Genomic DNA, 20,985 nt, shown 5'->3' on the forward strand with positions numbered 1-20,985 from the left:
CTTGAGGCAGCCTCACACTTGCGGCGCCCCCGTGGGGGCCTTAACCTACGCGCCGGCTTAAATTCCCCCTACAGGTAAACCCATGTCCCTGGAACAGCAATACAGCGCCATTCTTGGCCAGATCGGCGAGGACATTTCCCGCGAAGGCCTGCTCGACACGCCTAAGCGCGCTGCCAAAGCCATGCAGTACCTTTGCAAAGGCTACGGCCAAACCCTCGAAGAAGTCACCAATGGCGCCTTGTTCAGCTCGGACAACAGCGAAATGGTGCTGGTAAAGGACATCGAGCTGTATTCGCTGTGCGAACACCATATGCTGCCGTTCATTGGCAAGGCCCACGTGGCCTACTTGCCCAGCGGCAAGGTGCTGGGCCTATCGAAGGTGGCGCGCATCGTGGACATGTACGCCCGTCGCCTGCAAATCCAGGAAAACCTTTGCCAGCAGATCGCCGAGGCCATTCTTCAGGTTACCGGTGCCGCGGGCGTGGGCGTGGTGGTCGAAGCCAAGCATATGTGCATGATGATGCGCGGCGTGGAGAAACAAAACTCCAGCATGGTCACTTCGGTGATGCTCGGTGAGTTTCGCACCAACCCTGCTACCCGTAGCGAGTTCTTGAGTTTTATCAAGTAAGGTGTTGCCTTAGGTAAAATGTAGGAGCTAGTGCCAGCTAGCGCTTGTTCGCCAGTTTTGCTGGCGCCTACACAAGGTCAACAGCGCGACTGTATCGCCCATTGCGGCGTTGGCTGTATCGTCCAAGCCAGAACGGGTGGCGTTACCCTGCATGCACCCCATGCAAGGACCGCTCTTATGCTCAGCGCAGCCCCTCCTCGCCTTCGCCCCTTGGCTGACAGCAACCCTTCCGCGGTAGCAGCCGGCTTTATCGCCATGCTGACCGGGTACACCAGCTCGCTGATCCTGATGTACCAGGCCGGCCAGGCCGCTGGGCTCACCGCTGGGCAAATTGCTTCGTGGATCTGGGCGCTGTCCATCGGCATGGCTATCTGCAATATCGGTTTGTCTTTACGTTACCGCACACCTATCACCTTGGCCTGGTCCACACCGGGTGCGGCGCTTTTGGTTACCAGTCTAAGCGGTGTGAGCTACCCTGAGGCGATTGGAGCCTACCTCACCTGTGCGGTGTTGGTCATCGTCTGCGGAGTGACTGGCAGTTTCGAGCGCTTGGTACGCCGCTTGCCCTCGTCGCTGGCCGCAGCGCTTCTGGCAGGCATCCTGTTTCGTATCGGCAGTGAAATCTTTGTCGCGGCGCAGCACCAAACGGCTTTGGTATTAGCCATGTTTTTCACTTATTTGATTTGTAAGCGTGCCACCCCGCGCTACGCCGTGCTGCTCGCATTGTTGGTGGGAGTGACCATGGCCGCTTTATTAGGCCTGCTGGACTTTTCCAATGTTCGGCTGCAGGTGGCGGTACCGGTGTGGACTACCCCGGCCTTCTCCCTAGAAGCGACCATCAGCATTGCGCTTCCGCTGTTCGTGGTGTGCATGACGTCCCAGAACATGCCTGGCATGGCGGTGCTGCGCGCCGATGGGTATCAAGTACCCGCCTCGCCACTGATTACCGTTACCGGGATAGCGTCCCTGCTACTGGCGCCCTTCGGTTCCCACGGCATTAACCTGGCCGCCATCAGCGCGGCTATCTGCACCGGCTCACAGGCCCATGAGGACCCAACCAAGCGTTATACCGCAGCGCTTTGGTGCGGGCTGTTCTATGGGATTGCGGGCACTTTCGGCGCGACCTTGGCCGCGCTTTTCGCTGCGTTCCCCAAGGCACTGGTACTGTCCATTGCCGCGCTGGCGCTGTTCGGTTCCATCGTTAACGGCCTTACCCAGGCCATGGCCGAGCCTAAGGAGCGCGAAGCGGCCTTGATCACCTTTATGGTCACAGCCTCAGGTATGAGCCTGTGGTCCATCGGCTCGGCGTTCTGGGGCATCCTCGCGGGGGTAGCCACCTTGCTTATCCTCAACGCCAAACCCTCGAACGCTTTGGGCGGATAGACGTGCTGGTCAACAATGCCGGTGTCACGCCCATGGGTTCGCTGACCGAGACGCCCATCGAGGATTGGCACCACGTGATGACTATCGACGTGAACGGCGTGTTTTATCGCACCCGCGCCGCCATGCAGGTATAACCCAGTTCGCCAGCTTTCGCTGGCTCCTACAACTGGCTCCTACCGTTAGTGGAGTTCTGAGACTATCTGTGCCAGCGCTGCGCTCGGATCGGCGGCCTGGCTGATGGGGCGGCCGATCACCAGGTAATCCGAGCCTGCCTCCAGCGCTTGGCGAGGCGTAAGAATGCGGCGCTGGTCGTCTTGGGCACTCCCCGCAGGGCGAATGCCAGGGGTGACCAATTGCAGGCTTGGGAATGCGCCTTTCAAGGCCGGGGCCTCAAGCGCCGAGCACACTAGCCCGTCCATGCCAGCTTGCTGGGCCAGCCCCGCCAGGCGCAGCACCTGCTCTTGAGGGTCCACATCCAGGCCGATGCCCGCCAGGTCTGCCCGCTCCATGCTGGTCAGCACGGTAACGCCGATCAACAGCGGCTTATGCCCGGCCCGTTGCTCCAACACGTCACGGCAGGCGCTCATCATGCGCAAGCCACCGGAGCAATGCACGTTCACCATCCACACACCCATGTCCGCCGCAGCCTTTACCGCCATGGCAGTGGTATTGGGAATATCGTGAAACTTAAGGTCCAGGAACACTTCAAAGCCACGTTCGTTAAGGGCCTCGACAATGCCCGCCGCGCTGCTAGTGAACAGCTCCTTGCCCACCTTGACCCGGCACAAACGCGGGTCCAGCTGGTCAGCAAGCGCCAACGCGGCTTCACGGGTAGAGAAATCCAGGGCAACAATCACAGGCGACTGGCAAACGGGCATAAAGGCTCTCGACGGGTAATCACAAACGGCGCGCATTGTAGCGGATTTGCCCAGGGGTTAGGACGGCATTTGGGCAGACCGCCAGCGCCCGCTACCCTAGACTTGAACCAACCTGCGGCCGCATTACTCGAACCGGTAAAGGAGGCCTAATATGCCCTGGTATGCGTGGTTGATCTTGCTGGTTGCCATCGGCTCTATCGTCGGTGGCTTGATGATGTTGCGCCAAAGCGCGCAGAAACTCCCCCTGACCGAAGAGCAGCTAAAGCGTGTGCATGAGCGCAATGCGCAAATGGACGCAAAGGAAGCGCGAGACAAATAGCCCTCTTCGCTTGAATCTACCCAGTAAGGTTGTACACATACCGCGTGGAATACTATGTGGATAACCCCTTGGCACTCCTCTGCAGCCTATATACTACGCGTGCTACAGGCATCTGATCATTTTTTGCACAGGGCGCGTGAATCTTTGCCTTGTACAAGAATGCAAGTGATTTCCTCGCCAATATAAAGGGAGGCGTAGCCTAGGCTACCCTCCCTCCTTTACCTCGGTATCAAACCTTATCTAGGGTCAGGCTTTGCCAAGTCGGTACGCTGCACTGCCGGCGAAGGCTTGGGCAATGTGCTTCTCAGGTCTTTTACCTGGGCCGCGCTTACCGCTGGTGCCTGATTTCCCCAGCTACCGCGTACAAACGTCAACAACTGAGCCACCTCATCATCCGACAATCGCCAGGCAAAGCCCGGCATGCCTAGTTGAGAGGGCGCGGCAGTAGTTGACGGCAGGTTACTACCGGCCAATACCAGGCGGATCAACGAGACAGGGTCCTCAGCCAGCACGGACGAGTTGCCAGCTATTTTCGGGAATACCCGGTCGTAGCCTTGCCCGTTGGTACGGTGGCACGCAGCACAGTTGTCGATGTACAGCTCTGCGCCGCGACTACCCTCTTGCCCAACCGCCAGGGCCTTCGCCGTGATTGGATCGGCCTTGAAGCTAGAGACCGGCCGCTCGCTCGCTGGAAGGGTTTTCAGGTAGGCCGCCATCGCCTGCAAGTCACCATCGTTGAGGTATTGGGTGCTGTGCACCACTACGTCCCCCATGGCCCCACCCAATACTGCGTGGGTGGTGTTACGAGCGCTGCGCAGCGTGGCTACGATGTCGTCTGCGGTCCAGGCGCCCAAGCCATCGGCCGGGTTACCGCGCAAGCTTACCGCCAGCCAACCGTCGATCACCGGCCCGCCGGCAAGGTAAACCGGGCTGGCCTCGTCCAGGGCTTTTTCCTGCAGGGTTATCGCGCGAGGCGTATGGCAGCTACCGCAGTGCCCCAGGCCCTGGACCAAATACGCGCCTCGCGCCACTTGGGCGCTGGGATAACGGCTTGGGTCAAAGGCCTGAGCATCGGGGTCGGGCGCAAAGGACTTACGCCAGATCGCCAATGGCCAGCGCATCGACAGCGGCCAAGGCACGTCGTTGGCGCGGTTTTGAGCGTTCACCGGCGCCACGCCTTGCATGAAGTACGCGTACAGGGCCCGCATATCGTCATCGCTGATTTTGGCGTAGGCCGGGTATGGCATTGCCGGATATAAACTTTGACCGTTGGCGGCGATGCCGTGGCGAACCGCGCGATCAAAGTCATCGAGCGTGTAGGCGCCAATACCGGTGGAAACGTCAGGGGTAATGTTGCTGCTGTATAGCGTGCCAATGGGCGAAGCGATGGGTAGCCCGCCGGCGAAGGGCTTGCCACCCTTGGCAGTATGGCAGGCGGTACAGTCGCCCGCATCGGCCAGGTAACGCCCCTTTTCGATCAGGGCCTGTTGGTCAGCCACCGGCGAGGCCTGCAGTGAGCGCGTTTTGGTAGGCCACAGAGCAAACGCCAACGCGCACACGAACACCACCACGCCCAAGCCTAATAGGCTCAAGAGAAACTTTTTCATGCGCTTCTCCTCAGGCCTGAACCAGCGGGCCGGGGTTTTTCAGATACTGCTCACGTATAGCGTGAGCGGCCCAGTATGCCAACGCCCCTACCATCCCGGTGGGGTTGTAGCCGTTGTTTTGCGGGAACGCATTAGCGCCAATGGCGAACACGTTATGCACATCCCAGGACTGTAGATAGCGGTTCAAGGCCGAGGTTTTAGGGTCGCTGCCCATGATCGCGCCGCCACAGGTGTGAGTGCTCTGGTATTTAGTGATGTTGTAGTGCTCGCCAGGTTTTTTCGCATCTCCAGCCATAGCGCTCGGGTTAAGGATTTTCGACATCTCCATCGCCTTGCCCACCAAGAACTGCGAGGCTTTGACTTCGTTGTCATGCCAATCGAAGTTCATCCGTAGCAACGGCCGACCGAAACCATCCTTGTAGACGGGGTCGAGGCTCAGGTAATGCTGGCGGTAAGACATACAGGCGCCCTGCACCTCGAAGTAGAACGAATGGCGGAAGGCGTCACTGGCGGCCTGCTTCCACTGCGTGCCCCAGGCGGGTGTACCCGGCGGCACGTTAACCCCGCGAACCGGCCCAGTGCCGGGTTGCCGAGCCCAGATGATCCCGCCACCCACGAAACCGGCCTTGGCGTTATCCAACTGGTTGCCGTTAAGGTTATCCATGGTCGTGCCGGCACCGCCGATACCAATGAACTGGTTGGCCTGCACTTCCTTACCAAAGAACAGCACGACCCGGTTGAGGTTTTGATACGAATAGTTGCGCCCTACGGTACCTTCGCCTGTTTCCGGGTCGTAGGGCTTGCCGATGCCCGATAGCAGCATCAGGTGGACGTTGTACAAAGAGAACGCGCAAAGCAACACCAAGTCCGCCTGTTGCTCCACCTCGCGCCCTTGGGCATCGAGGTAAGTCACGCCGGTGGCTTTCTTGCCATCGCTGTCGAGGTTGACCTTCAGCACTTGAGCGTTGGTGCGCAGGTCGAAGTTCTTGCGCTGGCGCAACACTGGCAAAATGTTGACATTCGGGCTGGCTTTGGAATAGTTCAGGCAGCCGTAGTCGCTGCAGAACCCGCAAGCGTTACACGGCCCCATCTGGCAGCCATAAGGGTTAACGTAGGGGGCTGAGGCATTGGAGGCGGGAATCGGATAAGGGTCCCAGCCCATTTCGCGGGCCGCGCCATAGAACATTTCAGCGCCCAGGTAGTTCGGGTTTGGCCCCAGCGGGAATTCACGGGAGCGCGACCCTTCGAACGGGTTACCGCCGGCTTGCTTTACGCCTTGGATCACCCCGGCCTTACCGGAGGTACCACACACGTACTCGAAGTGATCGAAGTGAGGTTCGAGGTCTTCGTAGCTGACCGGGAAATCCTGAATGGTCATGTCCGCAGGAATAAACTTCGCCCCGTAGCGCTGCTCCATATTGCTACGCAGCTTGAAATCTTCTGGCAACGCGCGGAAGTGACACCCAGACCAATGGCTGCCCGCGCCACCCACGCCGGTGCCCGGCTTGAACGAGCCCATCTGTCGGTAGGGTACGGCTTGGGAAGTAAGGTTATGCCGCGCGGTGACGGTTTCCTGGGCGAGGCTTTGCAAATATCGCCGATGCACCGAGCCTTCAAGTTCATCGACCACTTTCGGGTAAGCAAAATCAGGTTGGGTATCCCGATCGGCGCCCCGCTCCAGTACCACTACGGTCAGGCCCGCATCAGTCAGTTCCTTGGCCATAATGGCCCCGGTCCAGCCCATGCCAACGATCACCACGTCTACTTTTGGTTTTACGTTCGCCACCTTTAACCCCTCCGCCCGGCCAAGTCCACCGGCCCTATTGGGTACGGCCTGTCACGCACGGTTATCCAGTCCATGTAGTCTGCGCGCATGCCGGGGTAACCGATCATCTTCCACGCACCCATGTTCATGTTGCCGCCGTGGGAAGGGTCGGCAAAGTAACCATTGCGTACTTCGTTGAGCAGGTTGGTGAAGAACAGTTTCGACGAAATGTCCTCCAACACCAGCTTGCCGCTCTCCGCGCTCTTGAGTACGTCCTCCTGCTGGGCAGTGGACAGTTGGGCGAAGGTTTTGCCGGAAAACGCCTTGGTGCAGCTGTTGTCCAGGGCCTTGATGCCAACACGTAAGGTGTCGCGCAAGGTAAGGCGGCCCTGGTAGCCGAACTCCGGTGCCGCGTCGATAAACGGCCCCTGCATGTACCAGATCCCGCCATTGGCGTAGGGCGTTTGCATATGACGGTCGAGAAATTCCGGCACCCCCAATTCCACCGCGCCTGGGCCCACTTGGTCAGAGGGGATCAGGCGATCACAGGCGGCAATTAGGAAGGCCCACTCCTGTGGGGTGAAGAAGGTGGGCGTATAAGCGCTAGGCTGGCCAGTGGCAGGCGCGCCAGCCTGGGCGTCGCCTGCGGGGGTTTGCGCAAAGGTAGAGGTTGGAAGGCCTGCACCGGCGAGCGTAACCACTGGTATCAGCGTCAGGGATTTGCGTAGAAATTCCCGGCGTGCTGGGGAGGTATCGTTTGCGGACATCGGTGACTCACTCCAGGTCTGAACACGGATGTAGCTATCGTTATATTTGTTTCACGCGCGGGACCGCAGCCCAGGGCGGCTTCAGATCTTGAACTGGCGTACCAAACTATTCAAGTTAGTACCGAGCGTTGATACCTCACGCATGGTCCGAGCGCTCTGTTCGGTTTCGTCAGCCAAGCTTTCCACCGCGCTCGCGATCTGGTGCACGCTGCGGTTGATCTCCTCGGCCACTGAAGTCTGCTCTTCCGCGGCGCTGGCGATCTGCGCGTTCATTGCATTGATGGTACCGATCAGGCCAGAGATCGAATCCAGCGATGCCCCTACCTCGTTGGTTCGGTGGTTGGCCGCCTCCCCTGCGCCACTGGACCGCTGCATCGCCTCCACCGAGGCCGTGGTGCCGGCTTCAAGGCGAGTGATCATCCCCTGGATTTCCTGGGTGCTTTGCTGAGTACGACTGGCAAGGGCCCGCACCTCGTCGGCCACCACGGCGAACCCACGCCCGGCTTCTCCCGCGCGAGCAGCCTCGATGGCAGCATTGAGTGCGAGCAAATTGGTTTGATCGGCGATGGAGCGGATCACCGCCAGCACCGAAACGATCGAGCGTACGTCGTTCTGCAGGCTATCCAGGCTGGCGCCACTAACACGGATATCCGATACCAGCGCGCTCATGCCCTGGATATTGCTGCCTACTACCTCACGGGCCGCATGGCCTTGCTTGTCGGTTTCCGCCGCGGCTTCAGCAGCCCGCTGGGCGCTCATGGCCACCTCCTGGGCGGCGGAGGACATTTCGTTGATCGCGGTCGCCACCTGATCGGTCTCGTTACGCTGGCGCTGCATGGCCTGCTCCGAGCGCAGGGTTTGCTGAGTAGCCTGGTTCACCAAGCCATCCAGGTTAGTGGTCATCTGCGCCACTTGGCTGACCATGCCCTGGATCTTGTCGACGAAGCGGTTGAAGGACGCGGCCAGGTCCCCCAACTCATCGCGGCTGGCGATGATCAAGCGGCGAGTCAGATCCCCATCCCCTGCGGCAATGTCGTCCAGGTTGGCTTTAAGGGTACGCAAGGGGCGCACCAGGCCATTGGCAGTCCACACGCCTGCGGCGGTCGTAAGCAACAGCAGCAGCAGGGCTACCAGGAAAATACTGCCCAACAAGCTACGAGTGCGTTCAGTTACTGCGGCCTTCTCGAGTTCCATGGCGGCGTCAATGTCGTCTACATTGATCGCACTGCCCAATACCAAGTCCCACTTTTCCAAGTAAACGGTGTAGCCCAGCTTAGGCACCTGGACGTTATCCTGGCCCGGCTTGGGGGCCATATAATCGATATAGTGATTACCGTTCTTGGCTACTTCCACGAAGGTACGGTAATGGTAGCTACCGTCAGGGTCCCGTGTGTCCCAGAAGCTGGTACCGATGCCCGCGGCACTGTCACCCCGGAAGATCCGCACTCCCTTGCTGTCGTAACCAAAAAAGTAACCATCTTCGCCAAACTTGACAGGTTTAATCACTTCCAGGGCTCTGTCACGGGCGGCCATATCGCCCACGGCGGACGCATCATGCAAAGGCTTGATGGTAGTGAGAGCCACATCCACGTAATTCTTCAGTACCTCGCGGTTGCGCGCCATCAGGCTGTCGCGGGTTTCACGCATCTCCTGATCCGCACTGCGCTGCAGCATCCACGAAGCAAGAGCGCTAATGATCAAAGCAAACAGTAATGCCGGGATAATAGCGAGACACAGCATCTTGCCTTTGACTGAAACTTTCATGATTGCCCTCTTGCCGGTGTGAGTGTTCAAAGGTATCGGCAGATAGAGCATTATCATTAAGTATGCTTACACGCTAATATATAGTGCACCAATAAAATGCTCAAAACCCAGAGCTACCGTTAACTGGCTGCCAGGTCAAGTTTTCACTGTGCGCTTGAATCCAACGGCAGGCTAAAAGCCCGCCGTTGCACGTCTAAAACTTAATTAAATAGTCAGAATCAACTGAGTAGTGGGTTTAAAGTTGATTAATTAACGGCCAAGCGGTCCCGATTACGGTCAAGCAGTGCCTTGCCGATACCGTCCACTTCCAATAGCTCTTCTACTGAAGTGAAGGCGCCGTTCTGTTCGCGGAAGGCCACGATAGCCTTGGCCTTGGCTGCGCCAATGCCTGCCAGCTCCTTTTGCAGGGTAGCGGCATCGGCAGTATTAAGGTTTATCATCTCGTTTTTCATGGCCATGTCGTTTTTCATGGGCATGTCGTTTTTCATGGGCATGGAGGCTGTACCTGCCGGGGCCGTTATCGTGTCAGATACAGCAGCCTGCGCGGCAAAGGGAATGGTCGCCAGCAAGGCTATCAGGGCAGAGGAAAGAAGGGTCTTGCGCATGGTTAATGCTCCTTGACAGGTTGGCACGGCGCGTCGTGGGCCGTGCGCTAACCTTAAAGGAGCCGCGCGTTAATTCCAGCACGCAGGTGTTAACGAAGTTTTCAAACCTCCGGCAATGTTTCGATCCAAAGGGCGCCGTCTCCAGAAGGTGCCTCACCTTGACGGGTCAATACCCCATCCGTACCGATTCGATACACCCCTACAACCTTGCTCAGCTCGCCACAGGCCAGCAGCCATTGCCCGTTTGGAGATATAGCAATATTGCGTGGTTGCTTCTCTTCCAACCGGTGATTGTTCAAGAAGGTAAGTTGGCCCGCCGGGCCCACCCGAAACACGCTTACCGAGCTGGTGGTGCGCTCGGTGATATATAACAGCTCGCAACCAGGCACCAAACGAATGTCCGCGCACCATATGCGGGGTGTAGGGTCATCACTGAGATTGTTATTACGACCGTCTCGAACCAGGCCCTCTTCAAGCCCCAAGGATGCAGGTATGCCTTCCTGGACATCCACCTGGGCAAGCGCGCCGGTGCTGTCGTCAATGGTGAAGGACGTCACCGTACCGCTCATTTCTCCTACAACGAAGACAAACTTTCCGTCTTCGGAGAATGCCAAGTGCCTCGGCCCGGTATTGGCAGGCACTTGTATAAAGCCCTCGCCAATGGGCTGGAGCGCTTTAGCCTGCTCATCCAAGCGGAACTGCAATACCCGGTCCTCACCCAATACACAGGCGTATACAAAACGGTTGCTTGGGTCTGGCCGTACGGAGTGTGCATGCAAGCCGCTGGGGTATTTGTTGATATGCTCCAGCACCTGAAGCTCGTTGTCTATGGGCTGCAGGGTGACCACATCCTCCCCGTAAGACGCACCGAGCAAAAATCCGCCTTTACGATCCGTGGCCAGGTATGACATCCCGGCGCCCAGGGGTGCCTGCCCACGCGCGCTTAGCCTGCCATTGCTGGCCTCTATGCTAAAGCTCGCCACTTGGGGCGGCTGCCCCCGCAGAGCCGCGTATAAGGTAGTGCCATCCGGCGAAAGCGCCAGCGCATTCACCTTCTCCCCCGCCGCCAGCTGCTCAACCAGCTTGAGCTCGCCCGTTTCGTCATTCAGGTGATAGTGCGATACCAGGCCATCGTTAGGGCTGGAGATATAGGCATAGCTCATGGAGGCTTCTCGGCAGGTTGAAGGTCAGCAGCCATCCTAGGTCTGCCAGCCCGGCTACTCAACCTTTGCAACAAAAAACCCAACCGCGCAGGCGATTATTTCATGGCACCTATTGCCCAGCGCTGGCTACAGTGAGAGGTAAGGGGCACAAGCACCGAACGCGCTACCCGGCCCAGCACTAGACGGAGACCGCCATGAACAACGACATCTACCTGCTTATCGAACACGGCCGCGAATATGGCGAGGCCTATGTGCTGGGCTGGTTTGATAATGAAGCCACGGCCAGGGAGGCAGCCCTAAAGCTTGAGTGGGATGCTTATCGAGCCGAGTTGAAGCAGCCCTCGGGGTGGCTCAACGAGAAGCCCGTACCGCCTGGGGAGGCGGAATACAAGCGGTATTGGGTGAAGCCGTTGAGTCGGTTTGCGTATGTGAGTATGCCGGAGGTGGAGCGGGTGCATTAAGACATACGAATGCCCAGTAGCTCTCCACCCATCCGTGGGTAAGGCTAGTCTGGCTATCCGTGCGACGTCTTATATGAACCCAAGCCTGACCCGCCGCCTTACAATTGACTATTTGACCAAGACACGGTCACCGCCACCCTTGCCTATCGCGGTGAGAATAATGCAACGAAAATATAATTTTAAACTCATATTCTTGATCATTGAAGCATCTGTTTCCGCAAGTAGTTGAGGGGTTGACATGTCAATATTATTCAACTGAGCAACACCTGTGATACCAGGGCGCGAAACATGCACACCAAGCCCCTCCCGCGCAGTTATAAGTTCATCCTGCGAAGGTAAACACGGGCGTGGGCCGACAAGACTCATTTGCCCACAAAGAACATTTATCAGCTGAGGAAGTTCGTCCAGCTTCGTTCGCCTTAAGACTTTACCTATTTTAGTGACTGCTGATGCATTTACTTGATGTGAAGCAACAGAGGCGGTATTTGTTTTCATGGTTCTGAACTTTATCAGGGTAAATTCCTTCTTGTACCTCCCCACTCTTCTTTGCAAGAAAACGGGAGACCCTGTATCCAGGTATCCAATCATGAGGATGATAAGAAATATTGGAAAGCCAAAAATCAGCCCTAGAAATGAAAAAATAATATCAAATAACCGTATCACTTTAGGCCTATTTTTAAGTTTAATAATTTTTGTACGAGGCTTTACCTAGCAGTTATTCTAGGCGGATGCCCACCTGGCTACCTTCCCTTAGCAGCTTGCAGAACGAAGGCAGGTCATCTGACGTGGAAATGATCAGGATTTCCTTCGTGCCGCCCAGCACCAACATGCTCAGCGGATAGTAAATCATCGGCTTGTCGTATACGGGGAGCATCTGCTTCGAGGTACCGAGGGCCAGGGGCTGTAGGCGAGTACCCGAGCCGCCTGCCAGTATGATGCCTTTACGCTGTGCGCTCATTGTTACAAGTTCCTTTTACCATGCATGCTGCATGTAGGCTTCCCTTGGTACGTTGATGAGAGATTGGCACTTTAAGTGCCAGCCTGTCTTACAGAGTAGAAATGTGCCCTTGCTTAGTAACGAGGCTGGCAACAGACCCTAACCCTATCAAAATTTGGCGTCAGGTTCTTGCTACACGGATTTGCTGCTGCCGTAACGCTGCAAGCCCATACACAAAGGCCATAGGCAACCATATCAGCAGCCAATGCTCCTTTGGCCTGGACATAAAAGCCGCGCCTTCAGTCAAGCCTGCTCCTAAACCGAAAATCAGCCAAGTGCCTGCAATAGTGAACGCCGGCTCATTTCTGTATCGCCAGCAACAAACAAGCGCGACCACGTAAAGCAAACACCAAAGACCAAGCCCTATTATGCCGCCCTCGTAGAGGACTGCCAGTTCGATATTATGCGGATCGGCCAGCGCCTCGCTCAGCCCAGCGATCGGAATCACGAACCCTGCATCAAAACCATGCCCGAGCCATGGATGGAGAGCTACCATACCGAGCACTTGCTGCCAGATTTCCGGGCGGTAGGAGGCGCCGCGTTGCATCAGGGCCTCGGGGTAAAACAGCACAAGCGCCAGGCCAATCGCTAAAACTACGCCGGCACCTATCGCGCCTCTTTTAGGGTTGCCCCCTATCAACAGCCAGCCAAAAGCGAGCACTAGGCCTACCAGGGGTGTTCTAGAACCGGTTGCAATAATCGCTATGAGCAAGACCACTAGGCAGGCCGAGGGTAATGCGAGTTTGCCCACTGGCGCGCGGAAGGCAGTAGCGAGCCAATAGGCGGCAAACGCGCCCAACACATGGGAGGTGAGCAGTGGATTGTAAAGCGCCCCCATGCCGCTCAACCGGCCGTCTCCACGGGGCAGTTCCACCATAACGAAGTGCAATAGCAGCATTACTGCGCCAAGGGTGGCGATCAGGGCGGAGACGTAAGTCGCCTTCATGAGGCGATTAGGGCACTGACAAGCCATCAGCCCTACTGAAAGCATCAGCAGGCCCACATATAGCGGGCGCTTCAGCAGGGAGCCTGTACCCTCCTCCGTAGGGGACCATAGGAGGGTGAGCATCATATAGGCCGAGAAGCCAGCGAACGCCCAAAATAGAGGCTGCCGAGCAAGCACTGTCAGAGACTTCGGGTGCATCAGCACTGCCGCAGCCGTGGGAAACGCGATTAGCGCGTAATACAACTTGTGGTAGAGCGATCGGTCCCCGATCCAAAACAGCCCTGTGAGCATGGCCATCCAGCCTACAGGTAGAATATAACGCACCAACCATTCAGCTGAATGGATCCGGGTAGAAGCCCTAGGTAGATATGCAGCCATCACTGCTTTTTGCTCCCCGCCGCATAGCTCACTTGTAAGAATGTGCGGGATTCTAACAAGGGAGCGCTTACAATTGCTCTATCGGGATCTATTGCTTTGCAAAATCAATCAGCAACCAGCAGGGCCTGATCACACAAAGCACTCCCGCTTAGTTTTCGCGGAGCCAGCCTTAAGGACCACGAAATGCCGCCTCACCACATTGTCAACGACGCTCCCCTCGTCTCAGTCATCATCGCGTCCTATAACCACAGGCCATACGTCGAAGCCAGCATCCGGAGCGTATTGGCGCAAACCTACGCGCCTATCGAGCTGATCGTGGTAGACGACGGCTCCACGGATGGCAGCATCGAATTACTGCAGGCCCTGGCCACCCAGCATGGGTTCGACCTTACCGTGCAAACCAATATGGGCCTGTCGCGCACACTCAATGCCGCCATTGCACGCGCCAAGGGTTCGATGATCGTGCCCTTTGGTTCTGACGACATCATGTTTCCCCACAGGATCGCCACCCAGGTGGCGTATCTCGAAGACAAGCCTGAGGTAGGCATCTGTTCGGCCAATATCGAGCACATTGGGCCAGATGGGCAGGTATTGCCCGCCAAGGAACAGCGTAAACGCAACTTACCCTTCCGCCGCCTAAGCTTCGACGATATGTTTTTTGACCGTAAGCCCGGCCCCAACGCAGCCACCTTGATGATACGCAGAGAAGCGTTCGAGCAGGTGGGTGGCTTTGACCCCAACATCCGCCTTGAGGACATCTACATCCAGTTATCTATCGCCCGAACAGGGTATTTCGTGGATGTGCTGGGTGAGCCTCTGTCGCAATACCGCAAGCACCCTACTAACACCTACAAGAACCACAGGTTCATGTACCAGAGCATGCTGGATACCTTTGCTGCCTTTAAGGAGCAGCCTGGCTATGCTGAGGTTGCCATGGGCTATCGAAACGCTATGTTTCTCAAAAGCGCCAATCGAGACAAGCCACTGGCTCGAGAAATTCTGCGTGATATTCCGTGGAAGTACTGGAATCGCAAGACGGTTCGCGGCATTGGCCGATTGCTATTCTCGCGGTAAGTCTGAGGCATGGCCCGCATACCTAGTGGGCGCGGGCCATATACCGGTTGCCGCCCCCCTACGGCACTTGGGGGTCGTAGACAGCCAGGCCACAGGTGAGGTAGCAAGGTTTCAGTGGTTTGTTAGTACTCGCATACTCTCCCCGAATCGGCGCGTCAGTTGACCAGCCAAGGCTGCCTTCGCCCTCCTTTCCCCGTGTACCAGCCTGATTTCCTGTGGCTTCTCCCGCATCCCCTTTACAAAATCCAGCAACCCGGCTTGGTCCGCATGGGCGGAATAGCCTTGCAGGCTGGCGACGCCCGCGCGGATGTCATACCGCTCGCCGTCCAGGTCGATCGCCACAAAGCCTTCGGCACCTTCTGCGGCCTGAATCAGCGCCCCTGGGGTACCCTTGGCTTGGTAGCCAGAGAAGAGCACGTTATGCCGTGGGTGGCGCAGCATGGCTTTGAGATAGTTGAGGATACGCCCAGCGGAGCACATGCCGTTGCCAGCGATCACGATGGCGGGCCGCAAGGTACTGGCCAGGTAGTTGACCGTGCTCAGGTGTTGGTCGTGGCTGTCTATGGTGATCAATTGCGGGAACGCCAGTGGTGATTGGCCGCTCTTTGCGCGGGCTTGAGCTTCGGCGTTCCAGTAGGGTTGCAGGTCGCGGTAGGCCTGGGTGATGCGGCTGGCCAATGGTGAGTCGAGAATTATCGGTAGCCGCGGCCAGTCGACTGGCTCGGTAGCGCCCGTAGGGGTGTCTATCGCCTTATGGCGCAGAAGGCTTTCTAAATCAGCCAGCAACTCTTGGGTGCGCCCTAGGCTAAAGGATGGAATCAATATCGTGCCCTGGTCTGCCAGGGCAGTGTCTATCAGCCCCTCCAACCTGGCTTGACGGTTTTCACCACTGCCGTGCAGGCGGTCCCCATAGGTACTTTCCAGCAATAATACATCGGCACGCTCGGGCGCCTTGGGTGCCCGCAGCAAGACAGACCGACCACTACCCAAGTCCCCGGAGAACACTATACGTTTATCTCGAGCTTGCCCAGGCTGGGGCACGCTCACCTCTACATAAGCCGAGCCCAATACGTGGCCAGCCCGCTGGAGCCGGAGTTGGCACGCCGCATGTTCACGCGGGCCTATCGGAAACCACTGCTCATACGGCAGCGCAATCACCCTGCTGCTGACTAGCTTTAAGTAACGCTCAAGCTTGGTTTGATCTTGACTTAGCATGAGCTTGAAAGCGTCTTCGAGCATCAAAGGCAGTAGTTTGGCCGAGGGCTCGCTGCACAGGATAGGACCTTGGAAACCTGCAGCGAGGAGCCAAGGAATACGCCCGATATGGTCCAGGTGCACGTGGGTCACCACCAAAGCGGCAACGCCTTCCAATGAAAAGTCGATAGCAGGCGCGGCTTTGTCGCGAGCCTCTGCCCCTTGAAACAGGCCGCAATCTATAAGCAGGCTCAGGCCTTGATCAAGGTGCAGCTGGTGGCAGGAACCGGTCACGCCCTCGTGGGCGCCATGATGTGTGATAGAGGGGTACTGCACGGGCTCGCTTCCTTTGAGCAGATCGGAACTGAATTACGCCCGGTCGCACGGCCTGAGCCTATCAGGATGGTCTTAAATACAGCCGTGCCTAATATTCGGTAAAACTCCACTACGTTTTTGACGGTAATTGCGGTAGCGTTGGGTAAGGTCGCTATTATCCGTGGCGAGCGGCGCAGGGTAGAAAGCGCACTGCATGACTATGATAAAGCCAGGCAACGTACCTGGGCGGTAACCATAAGGACACACATGAAAGGCTTGGTTGTAGCACTAGCTATTTTGCTGATAGGAGGCTGTGCCGGCACTTCGGAGCCCGAAATAAGGCAAGGCAAACGAGGGCTGCACGTTAGCTGTTCGGGGCTAATGTCTTCGTGGAACAAATGCGAGAAGCGCGCCTATAAGGCCTGCGGTGGCGATTATCGGGTGCTGGCCCGCTCGGGCCAAGAGGGCGAAGATGCCAGCGAGTACCCGTTCGGTATCAACCCGGCCGGCTTTACCAGCCGCAGCATGATCGTGATGTGTAAATGACCACCTATGCGTTGCTTTAAGCGCAACGCTCCCGCTTGGCTAACGCTTTAAGCGTTGGTAGCTTTCTGCCGAATTGCAGCGCGGTGCAGCCTGCGGCGCCCACGCATGGCGATAAACCAGCCAATCAGCGGCCCTACCGCCAAGCCCAGCAGCAGTGCCAGTAACACGATGACCGACACGGGCCATTCTGGGCCAGTGAACCCTAGAACGCTCAGGGCTACGGTTTGAGGGTTTTCCAGCACGAACAGCAGGCACACGGCTGCCACTATCAGTACGATTACTACTTGCACAAGGCGCGTGAAACTACGCACGGGTGTTCCTCCAAGGTTCAGGCGCTGTCGCGCACTTCATCTTCGTTTACACGGTCCCGCAGCTCTTTACCTGGCTTGAAGTGTGGAACGAACTTGCCATCGAGCGTGACCGACTGGCCGGTTTTCGGGTTTCGCCCTACACGGGGGGCACGGTAGTGCAATGAAAAGCTACCGAAACCACGGATTTCGATCCGGTCACCCGTTGCCAGCGATTGAGACATTTGTTCGAGCATGGTCTTGATTGCAAGCTCTACGTCCTTGGGCGACAGCAGGCCTTGATGCGTGACAATTCGTTCGATCAGTTCGGACTTCGTCATGTTTTTCCCTTCTTAATCAAGAAGCTAGGAAACCGCAAGAAGGTTGTAGCATGGCTCAAGCGGTTTGAACAGCTTAAGTATTGACTTTATTCATGCTTTGCGGGCGTCGTTGTTTTGACTCCGAAAAGCCGTCGTGCGTGAGCAACCGAGCTGGCTTCGGCAGTCGCGGCCCAGGCAGAGCAAAAAATGCTCAAGCCTCCAGAGAAGAACACATTCGGTAAGAAAAAAGCAGCTGAAAAACCATTCAACATTATTTTAGGCTGCACTAGCGCTTAAATAACGAACACCCAAGTGCTGTAGCTCGCAGCGGGCTTTGAAGTCTTTCGAATAGGGATGACTGACTTTCGCATGGATTTTTCGCTTGAACTCATTGGCAATCTCAGATGGCAATCAGGTTAGAAATAAACACACAAGATCCCGAGGAAATCGCGCTTATACAGCGCTATTGGGCAATAGATGAATCGGGGGCCTTTATTGAAAAGGTCAGGGACTTGGTTCCCTTTCGCGAATTGACTCAGAGCAGCGCGGTAGCCAGTTATGTGAAAGACCGCTGCAAGGCCTACGACGACAATCAGCCCTGCACAGACTGCAGTCAGCCCGCTGAAATTACCAGCCGTTCTGACCTAAATAGACAATCGCAAGGCTCAATCCTGCGACGGTGCTTAGCGTGCCAGGAGAAGGTAGCGGCTCGCGAACAGGCGCGTGAGGCCGAACAGGCTGCACAATTGGCAGATCGTCTTGCTGAATATGCGCGGGGGCAAAGCAGCCAAACCTGCGTTTATCAAGAAATTGGCGATGCTGAAGTACTGATATTAATAGCCCTGGAAGCTGCAATTACTCCTCGCTTAACGCAGGGCACCTTTGTCATCCAGGACTGCAAGGCCTTATGCCCAGGTCAGGCGGCGCCCTATGTTAAAAGGCTGGTAATGGCTGGGGTGTTGGTTCAACGTCCTTTCGAGGCACAGGCAGGCACCTATTTCCTCAAAGACGATGAGTTATGGGTCAGAGAGCCTTGGATTGCGTATGGGCTAGCACCCGACCCAAGCATGACCAGTACCGGCTCACTACTAGAAACCCTCTCTCTACGCACGCTAACAGACGGGCCAGCCATTGCGGAGCTTTGGCTCGATTACGCGGCTCAAGATGTAATGCATTATTTTCTTAGGGAATGTGAAATTTATCAGCACCACTTATGTGATGAGGCACTGCTAGACATTCAGAGCAGCTTTCGCAGTGCGTTGACAACTTATAGCGTAGCGCAACTCTGGTCAGTAGCCTGGAAGGTGGTGCGAGACGCTGCCAGTCTGGCCAACCGCACGTATTACAACCGAGAAAAAGCGGCCGCTACCATCCCGGGCAAGATTCGTCGGCATATGGAAAAGGTAGAGCGCGACGCTACCCCTATCAGCGCCTGGAGCCGTCGGGATGAGCACCCAGCGGGTACCTTGGGCATGGTCTTTTGGGAGCTGTTTCAGATCGACGAGGATACCCTGGGTTCTCAAGCATTGGAAGCCTTGTCTGGTATCGGCGCGCCAGCATCCACGCATACTCTTGAAGCAGCTTTGATCGTTCCTGCCGCCCAACTGGTCCATGCTGCCGTTGCCGAAGAGCTAGCAGGTGAAGTACTGCTGGAGTTCGCTGCCCTTATCCAGCGGGGTATTGGCGTGCCGGAGGCAATTCAAACCATCTTGGATGAGCGTGCCGTGTTGCAAGCCCGCATCAACCTACAATCAAACTAAAAAAAAGGGGTGACCGAAGTCACCCCTTTTTCAGATAGAGAACAGAACTTAGTTCTGCTTTTCCATCTGAGCGCGCAGCAGATCACCCAAGGTGGTCGGGCCAGCAGCTTCGGAGCTAGGCTTCTCGCGCAGGCTCTGAATGGCTTCTTTCTCGTCTTCAACGTCTTTCGATTTGATCGACAGTTGGATAGCCCGGGACTTGCGGTCGACGCTGATGATCTTGGCTTCGACTTCTTCGCCTTCTTTCAGCACGTTGCGGGCGTCTTCAACGCGGTCGCGGCTGATTTCGGAGGCTTTGAGCGTAGCTTCGATGTCATCGGCCAGGGTGATGATAGCGCCCTTGGCGTCAACTTCTTTAACGATACCGCGGACGATAGCGCCTTTGTCGTTCACTGCGACGAAGTTGGAGAACGGATCGTCTTCCAGCTGCTTGATACCGAGCGAGATGCGCTCACGCTCAGGATCAACCGACAGGATAACGGTTTCCAGCTCGTCGCCCTTCTTGAAGCGGCGTACGGCTTCTTCGCCAACTTCGTTCCAGGAGATGTCGGACAGGTGGACCAGACCGTCGATGCCGCCGTCCAAGCCGATGAAGATACCGAAATCGGTGATCGACTTGATGGTGCCGGAGATCTTGTCGCCCTTGTTGAACTGGCCAGAGAAGTCTTCCCATGGGTTCGACTTGCACTGCTTGATGCCCAGGGAAATACGACGACGCTCTTCGTCGATGTCCAGAACCATAACTTCCACTTCGTCGCCAACCTGAACGACTTTCGACGGGTGGATGTTCTTGTTGGTCCAATCCATTTCGGAAACGTGTACCAGGCCTTCCACGCCTTCTTCCAGCTCCGCGAAGCAGCCGTAGTCGGTCAGGTTGGTTACGCGCGCGTCTACGCGGGTACCTTCTGGGTAACGTGCCTTGATAGCAACCCATGGGTCTTCGCCCAGCTGCTTCAGGCCCAGGGATACACGGTTACGCTCGCGATCGTATTTCAGTACCTTGACATCGATCTCGTCGCCAACGTTGACGATCTCGGAAGGATGCTTGATACGCTTCCAGGCCATGTCGGTAATGTGCAACAAGCCATCCACGCCGCCCAGGTCGACGAATGCGCCGTAGTCGGTGAGGTTCTTGACAATACCCTTGACCTGCTGGCCTTCCTGCAGCGATTCCAGCAGCGCTTCGCGCTCTGCGCTGTTCTCGGCTTCCAGGACGCTACGACGGGAAACGACAACGTTGTTGCGCTTCTGGTCCAGCTTGATGACCTTGAACTCGAGCTCTTTGCCTTCGAGGTGAGTGGTGTCGCGCACTGGGCGCACGTCGACCAGGGAGCCCGGCAGGAACGCGCGGATGCCGTTGACGTCGACGGTGAAACCACCCTTGACCTTGCCGTTGATAACGCCCTTGACCACTTCTTCGGCAGCGAAGGCAGCTTCCAGAACGATCCAGCACTCGGCGCGCTTGGCTTTTTCACGGGACAGCTTGGTTTCGCCAAAGCCGTCTTCCACCGCGTCCAGCGCGACGTGAACTTCGTCACCGACCTTGATGGTCAGCTCGCCAGCTTCGTTGAAGAACTGCTCGAGCGGGATGACGCCCTCGGATTTCAGGCCTGCGTGAACAGTCACCCAGTCACCGTCGATATCGACAACGGTACCAGTGATGATCGCGCCTGGCTGAAGGTTGAGGGTTTTCAGGCTTTCTTCAAAAAGTTCTGCAAAGCTTTCGCTCATTTTAATTCCTGTAAATTGAGCCGGATGCCGGCCCATCAACCACGCTCCAGCTAACGTGGGCTGCGTTCAAATAAAAGAAAACCCGCGGGAGCAGCGG

At 56.9% G+C, this 20,985-nt stretch carries 20 protein-coding genes and 3 pseudogenes; 8 read left to right on the plus strand and 15 right to left on the minus strand.

The genetic code is table 11. The annotated features are described in order from the left end of the window. Positions 1 to 82: 82 nt before the first annotated feature. The 3 genes from folE (at position 83) to ACWKV4_RS11775 (ending at position 2,145) form a co-directional block, all read left to right on the plus strand. Positions 83 to 628, plus strand: coding sequence for a GTP cyclohydrolase I FolE (gene folE, locus ACWKV4_RS11765; RefSeq protein ID WP_483832254.1), 546 nt, complete (start codon positions 83 to 85; stop codon positions 626 to 628). A 177-nt stretch (positions 629 to 805) separates the two neighbouring features. Beyond that, positions 806 to 2,011, plus strand: coding sequence for a benzoate/H(+) symporter BenE family transporter (locus ACWKV4_RS11770; protein ID WP_483832255.1), 1,206 nt, complete (start codon positions 806 to 808; stop codon positions 2,009 to 2,011). Positions 2,012 to 2,013: 2 nt separating this feature from the next. After that, complete coding sequence (locus ACWKV4_RS11775; RefSeq protein WP_483832256.1) at positions 2,014 to 2,145, plus strand: SDR family NAD(P)-dependent oxidoreductase; 132 nt, start codon at positions 2,014 to 2,016, stop codon at positions 2,143 to 2,145. 45 nt (positions 2,146 to 2,190) lie between these two features. Here the strand turns inward: ACWKV4_RS11775 and pyrF are convergent, their stop codons facing one another. Further along, positions 2,191 to 2,889, minus strand: a complete 699-nt coding sequence (gene pyrF / locus ACWKV4_RS11780) for an orotidine-5'-phosphate decarboxylase (RefSeq protein ID WP_483832257.1) — start codon at positions 2,887 to 2,889, stop codon at positions 2,191 to 2,193. A 151-nt stretch (positions 2,890 to 3,040) separates the two neighbouring features. Here pyrF and ACWKV4_RS11785 point away from each other — a divergent pair, with 151 nt between their 5' ends. Then, positions 3,041 to 3,208 (plus strand): DUF2897 family protein, encoded by a 168-nt coding sequence (locus ACWKV4_RS11785; protein WP_483832258.1) that lies wholly within the window; start codon positions 3,041 to 3,043, stop codon positions 3,206 to 3,208. A gap of 236 nt (positions 3,209 to 3,444) precedes the next feature. Here the strand turns inward: ACWKV4_RS11785 and ACWKV4_RS11790 are convergent, their stop codons facing one another. The 7 genes and pseudogenes from ACWKV4_RS11790 to ACWKV4_RS11820 all read right to left on the minus strand — a co-directional run bounded on the left by ACWKV4_RS11790 (position 3,445) and on the right by ACWKV4_RS11820 (position 10,879). Further along, the gene (locus ACWKV4_RS11790) at positions 3,445 to 4,815 is read right to left on the minus strand and encodes a cytochrome c (RefSeq protein WP_483832259.1); all 1,371 of its coding nucleotides are present in this window, start codon (positions 4,813 to 4,815) and stop codon (positions 3,445 to 3,447) included. A 10-nt stretch (positions 4,816 to 4,825) separates the two neighbouring features. Continuing rightward, the gene (locus tag ACWKV4_RS11795) at positions 4,826 to 6,601 is read right to left on the minus strand and encodes a GMC family oxidoreductase (protein WP_483832260.1); all 1,776 of its coding nucleotides are present in this window, start codon (positions 6,599 to 6,601) and stop codon (positions 4,826 to 4,828) included. Between the two features lie 2 nt (positions 6,602 to 6,603). After that, positions 6,604 to 7,347, minus strand: coding sequence for a gluconate 2-dehydrogenase subunit 3 family protein (locus ACWKV4_RS11800; protein WP_483832261.1), 744 nt, complete (start codon positions 7,345 to 7,347; stop codon positions 6,604 to 6,606). Between the two features lie 81 nt (positions 7,348 to 7,428). Beyond that, a pseudogene (locus ACWKV4_RS11805) lies at positions 7,429 to 7,923 on the minus strand (methyl-accepting chemotaxis protein); the annotation flags it as partial. A 363-nt stretch (positions 7,924 to 8,286) separates the two neighbouring features. Beyond that, positions 8,287 to 9,168 (minus strand): annotated as a pseudogene (locus tag ACWKV4_RS11810) (cache domain-containing protein); the annotation flags it as partial. Between the two features lie 188 nt (positions 9,169 to 9,356). Then, the gene (locus ACWKV4_RS11815; protein WP_483832263.1) at positions 9,357 to 9,716 is read right to left on the minus strand and encodes a ComEA family DNA-binding protein; all 360 of its coding nucleotides are present in this window, start codon (positions 9,714 to 9,716) and stop codon (positions 9,357 to 9,359) included. A gap of 101 nt (positions 9,717 to 9,817) precedes the next feature. Beyond that, positions 9,818 to 10,879: a lactonase family protein gene (locus tag ACWKV4_RS11820; protein ID WP_483832264.1), complete on the minus strand. Its 1,062-nt coding sequence runs from the start codon at positions 10,877 to 10,879 to the stop codon at positions 9,818 to 9,820. 194 nt (positions 10,880 to 11,073) lie between these two features. On the opposite strand from ACWKV4_RS11820, the gene ACWKV4_RS11825 reads away from it, so the two are divergent. Then, on the plus strand, positions 11,074 to 11,340 hold the full coding sequence (locus tag ACWKV4_RS11825; protein ID WP_483832265.1) for a hypothetical protein: 267 nt from the start codon (positions 11,074 to 11,076) through the stop codon (positions 11,338 to 11,340). A 108-nt stretch (positions 11,341 to 11,448) separates the two neighbouring features. On the opposite strand, the gene ACWKV4_RS11830 is transcribed toward ACWKV4_RS11825, so the two are convergent. From ACWKV4_RS11830 to ACWKV4_RS11840, 3 genes and pseudogenes are all read right to left on the minus strand, one after another. Next, entirely contained in the window at positions 11,449 to 12,003 is a 555-nt protein-coding gene (locus ACWKV4_RS11830) for a sugar transferase (RefSeq protein WP_483832266.1), read from the minus strand. Positions 12,004 to 12,061: 58 nt separating this feature from the next. After that, positions 12,062 to 12,298: pseudogene (locus ACWKV4_RS11835) on the minus strand (sugar phosphate nucleotidyltransferase); the annotation flags it as partial. Between the two features lie 160 nt (positions 12,299 to 12,458). Next, positions 12,459 to 13,574: an O-antigen ligase family protein gene (locus ACWKV4_RS11840; protein ID WP_483839549.1), complete on the minus strand. Its 1,116-nt coding sequence runs from the start codon at positions 13,572 to 13,574 to the stop codon at positions 12,459 to 12,461. A gap of 270 nt (positions 13,575 to 13,844) precedes the next feature. Between ACWKV4_RS11840 and ACWKV4_RS11845 the strand changes: the two genes are divergently transcribed. Beyond that, positions 13,845 to 14,735: a glycosyltransferase family 2 protein gene (locus tag ACWKV4_RS11845; protein WP_483832268.1), complete on the plus strand. Its 891-nt coding sequence runs from the start codon at positions 13,845 to 13,847 to the stop codon at positions 14,733 to 14,735. A 111-nt stretch (positions 14,736 to 14,846) separates the two neighbouring features. Here the strand turns inward: ACWKV4_RS11845 and ACWKV4_RS11850 are convergent, their stop codons facing one another. Next, complete coding sequence (locus tag ACWKV4_RS11850; RefSeq protein ID WP_483832269.1) at positions 14,847 to 16,265, minus strand: MBL fold metallo-hydrolase RNA specificity domain-containing protein; 1,419 nt, start codon at positions 16,263 to 16,265, stop codon at positions 14,847 to 14,849. A 246-nt stretch (positions 16,266 to 16,511) separates the two neighbouring features. On the opposite strand from ACWKV4_RS11850, the gene ACWKV4_RS11855 reads away from it, so the two are divergent. Next, a complete protein-coding gene (locus ACWKV4_RS11855) occupies positions 16,512 to 16,790 on the plus strand; it encodes a hypothetical protein (protein WP_483832305.1) in 279 nt (92 codons plus the stop codon). 47 nt (positions 16,791 to 16,837) lie between these two features. Here ACWKV4_RS11855 and ACWKV4_RS11860 read toward each other — a convergent pair whose 3' ends face one another. Continuing rightward, entirely contained in the window at positions 16,838 to 17,101 is a 264-nt protein-coding gene (locus tag ACWKV4_RS11860; RefSeq protein ID WP_483832270.1) for a lipopolysaccharide assembly protein LapA domain-containing protein, read from the minus strand. Positions 17,102 to 17,118: 17 nt separating this feature from the next. After that, a complete protein-coding gene (gene ihfB / locus ACWKV4_RS11865; protein ID WP_483832271.1) occupies positions 17,119 to 17,418 on the minus strand; it encodes an integration host factor subunit beta in 300 nt (99 codons plus the stop codon). 383 nt (positions 17,419 to 17,801) lie between these two features. Between ihfB and ACWKV4_RS11870 the strand changes: the two genes are divergently transcribed. Continuing rightward, on the plus strand, positions 17,802 to 19,157 hold the full coding sequence (locus tag ACWKV4_RS11870; RefSeq protein WP_483832272.1) for a hypothetical protein: 1,356 nt from the start codon (positions 17,802 to 17,804) through the stop codon (positions 19,155 to 19,157). 48 nt (positions 19,158 to 19,205) lie between these two features. Here ACWKV4_RS11870 and rpsA read toward each other — a convergent pair whose 3' ends face one another. After that, on the minus strand, positions 19,206 to 20,888 hold the full coding sequence (gene rpsA, locus ACWKV4_RS11875; protein WP_483832273.1) for a 30S ribosomal protein S1: 1,683 nt from the start codon (positions 20,886 to 20,888) through the stop codon (positions 19,206 to 19,208). Between the last annotated feature and the right edge of the window lie 97 nt (positions 20,889 to 20,985).

It is taken from the genome of Pseudomonas artemisiae (assembly GCF_057128685.1).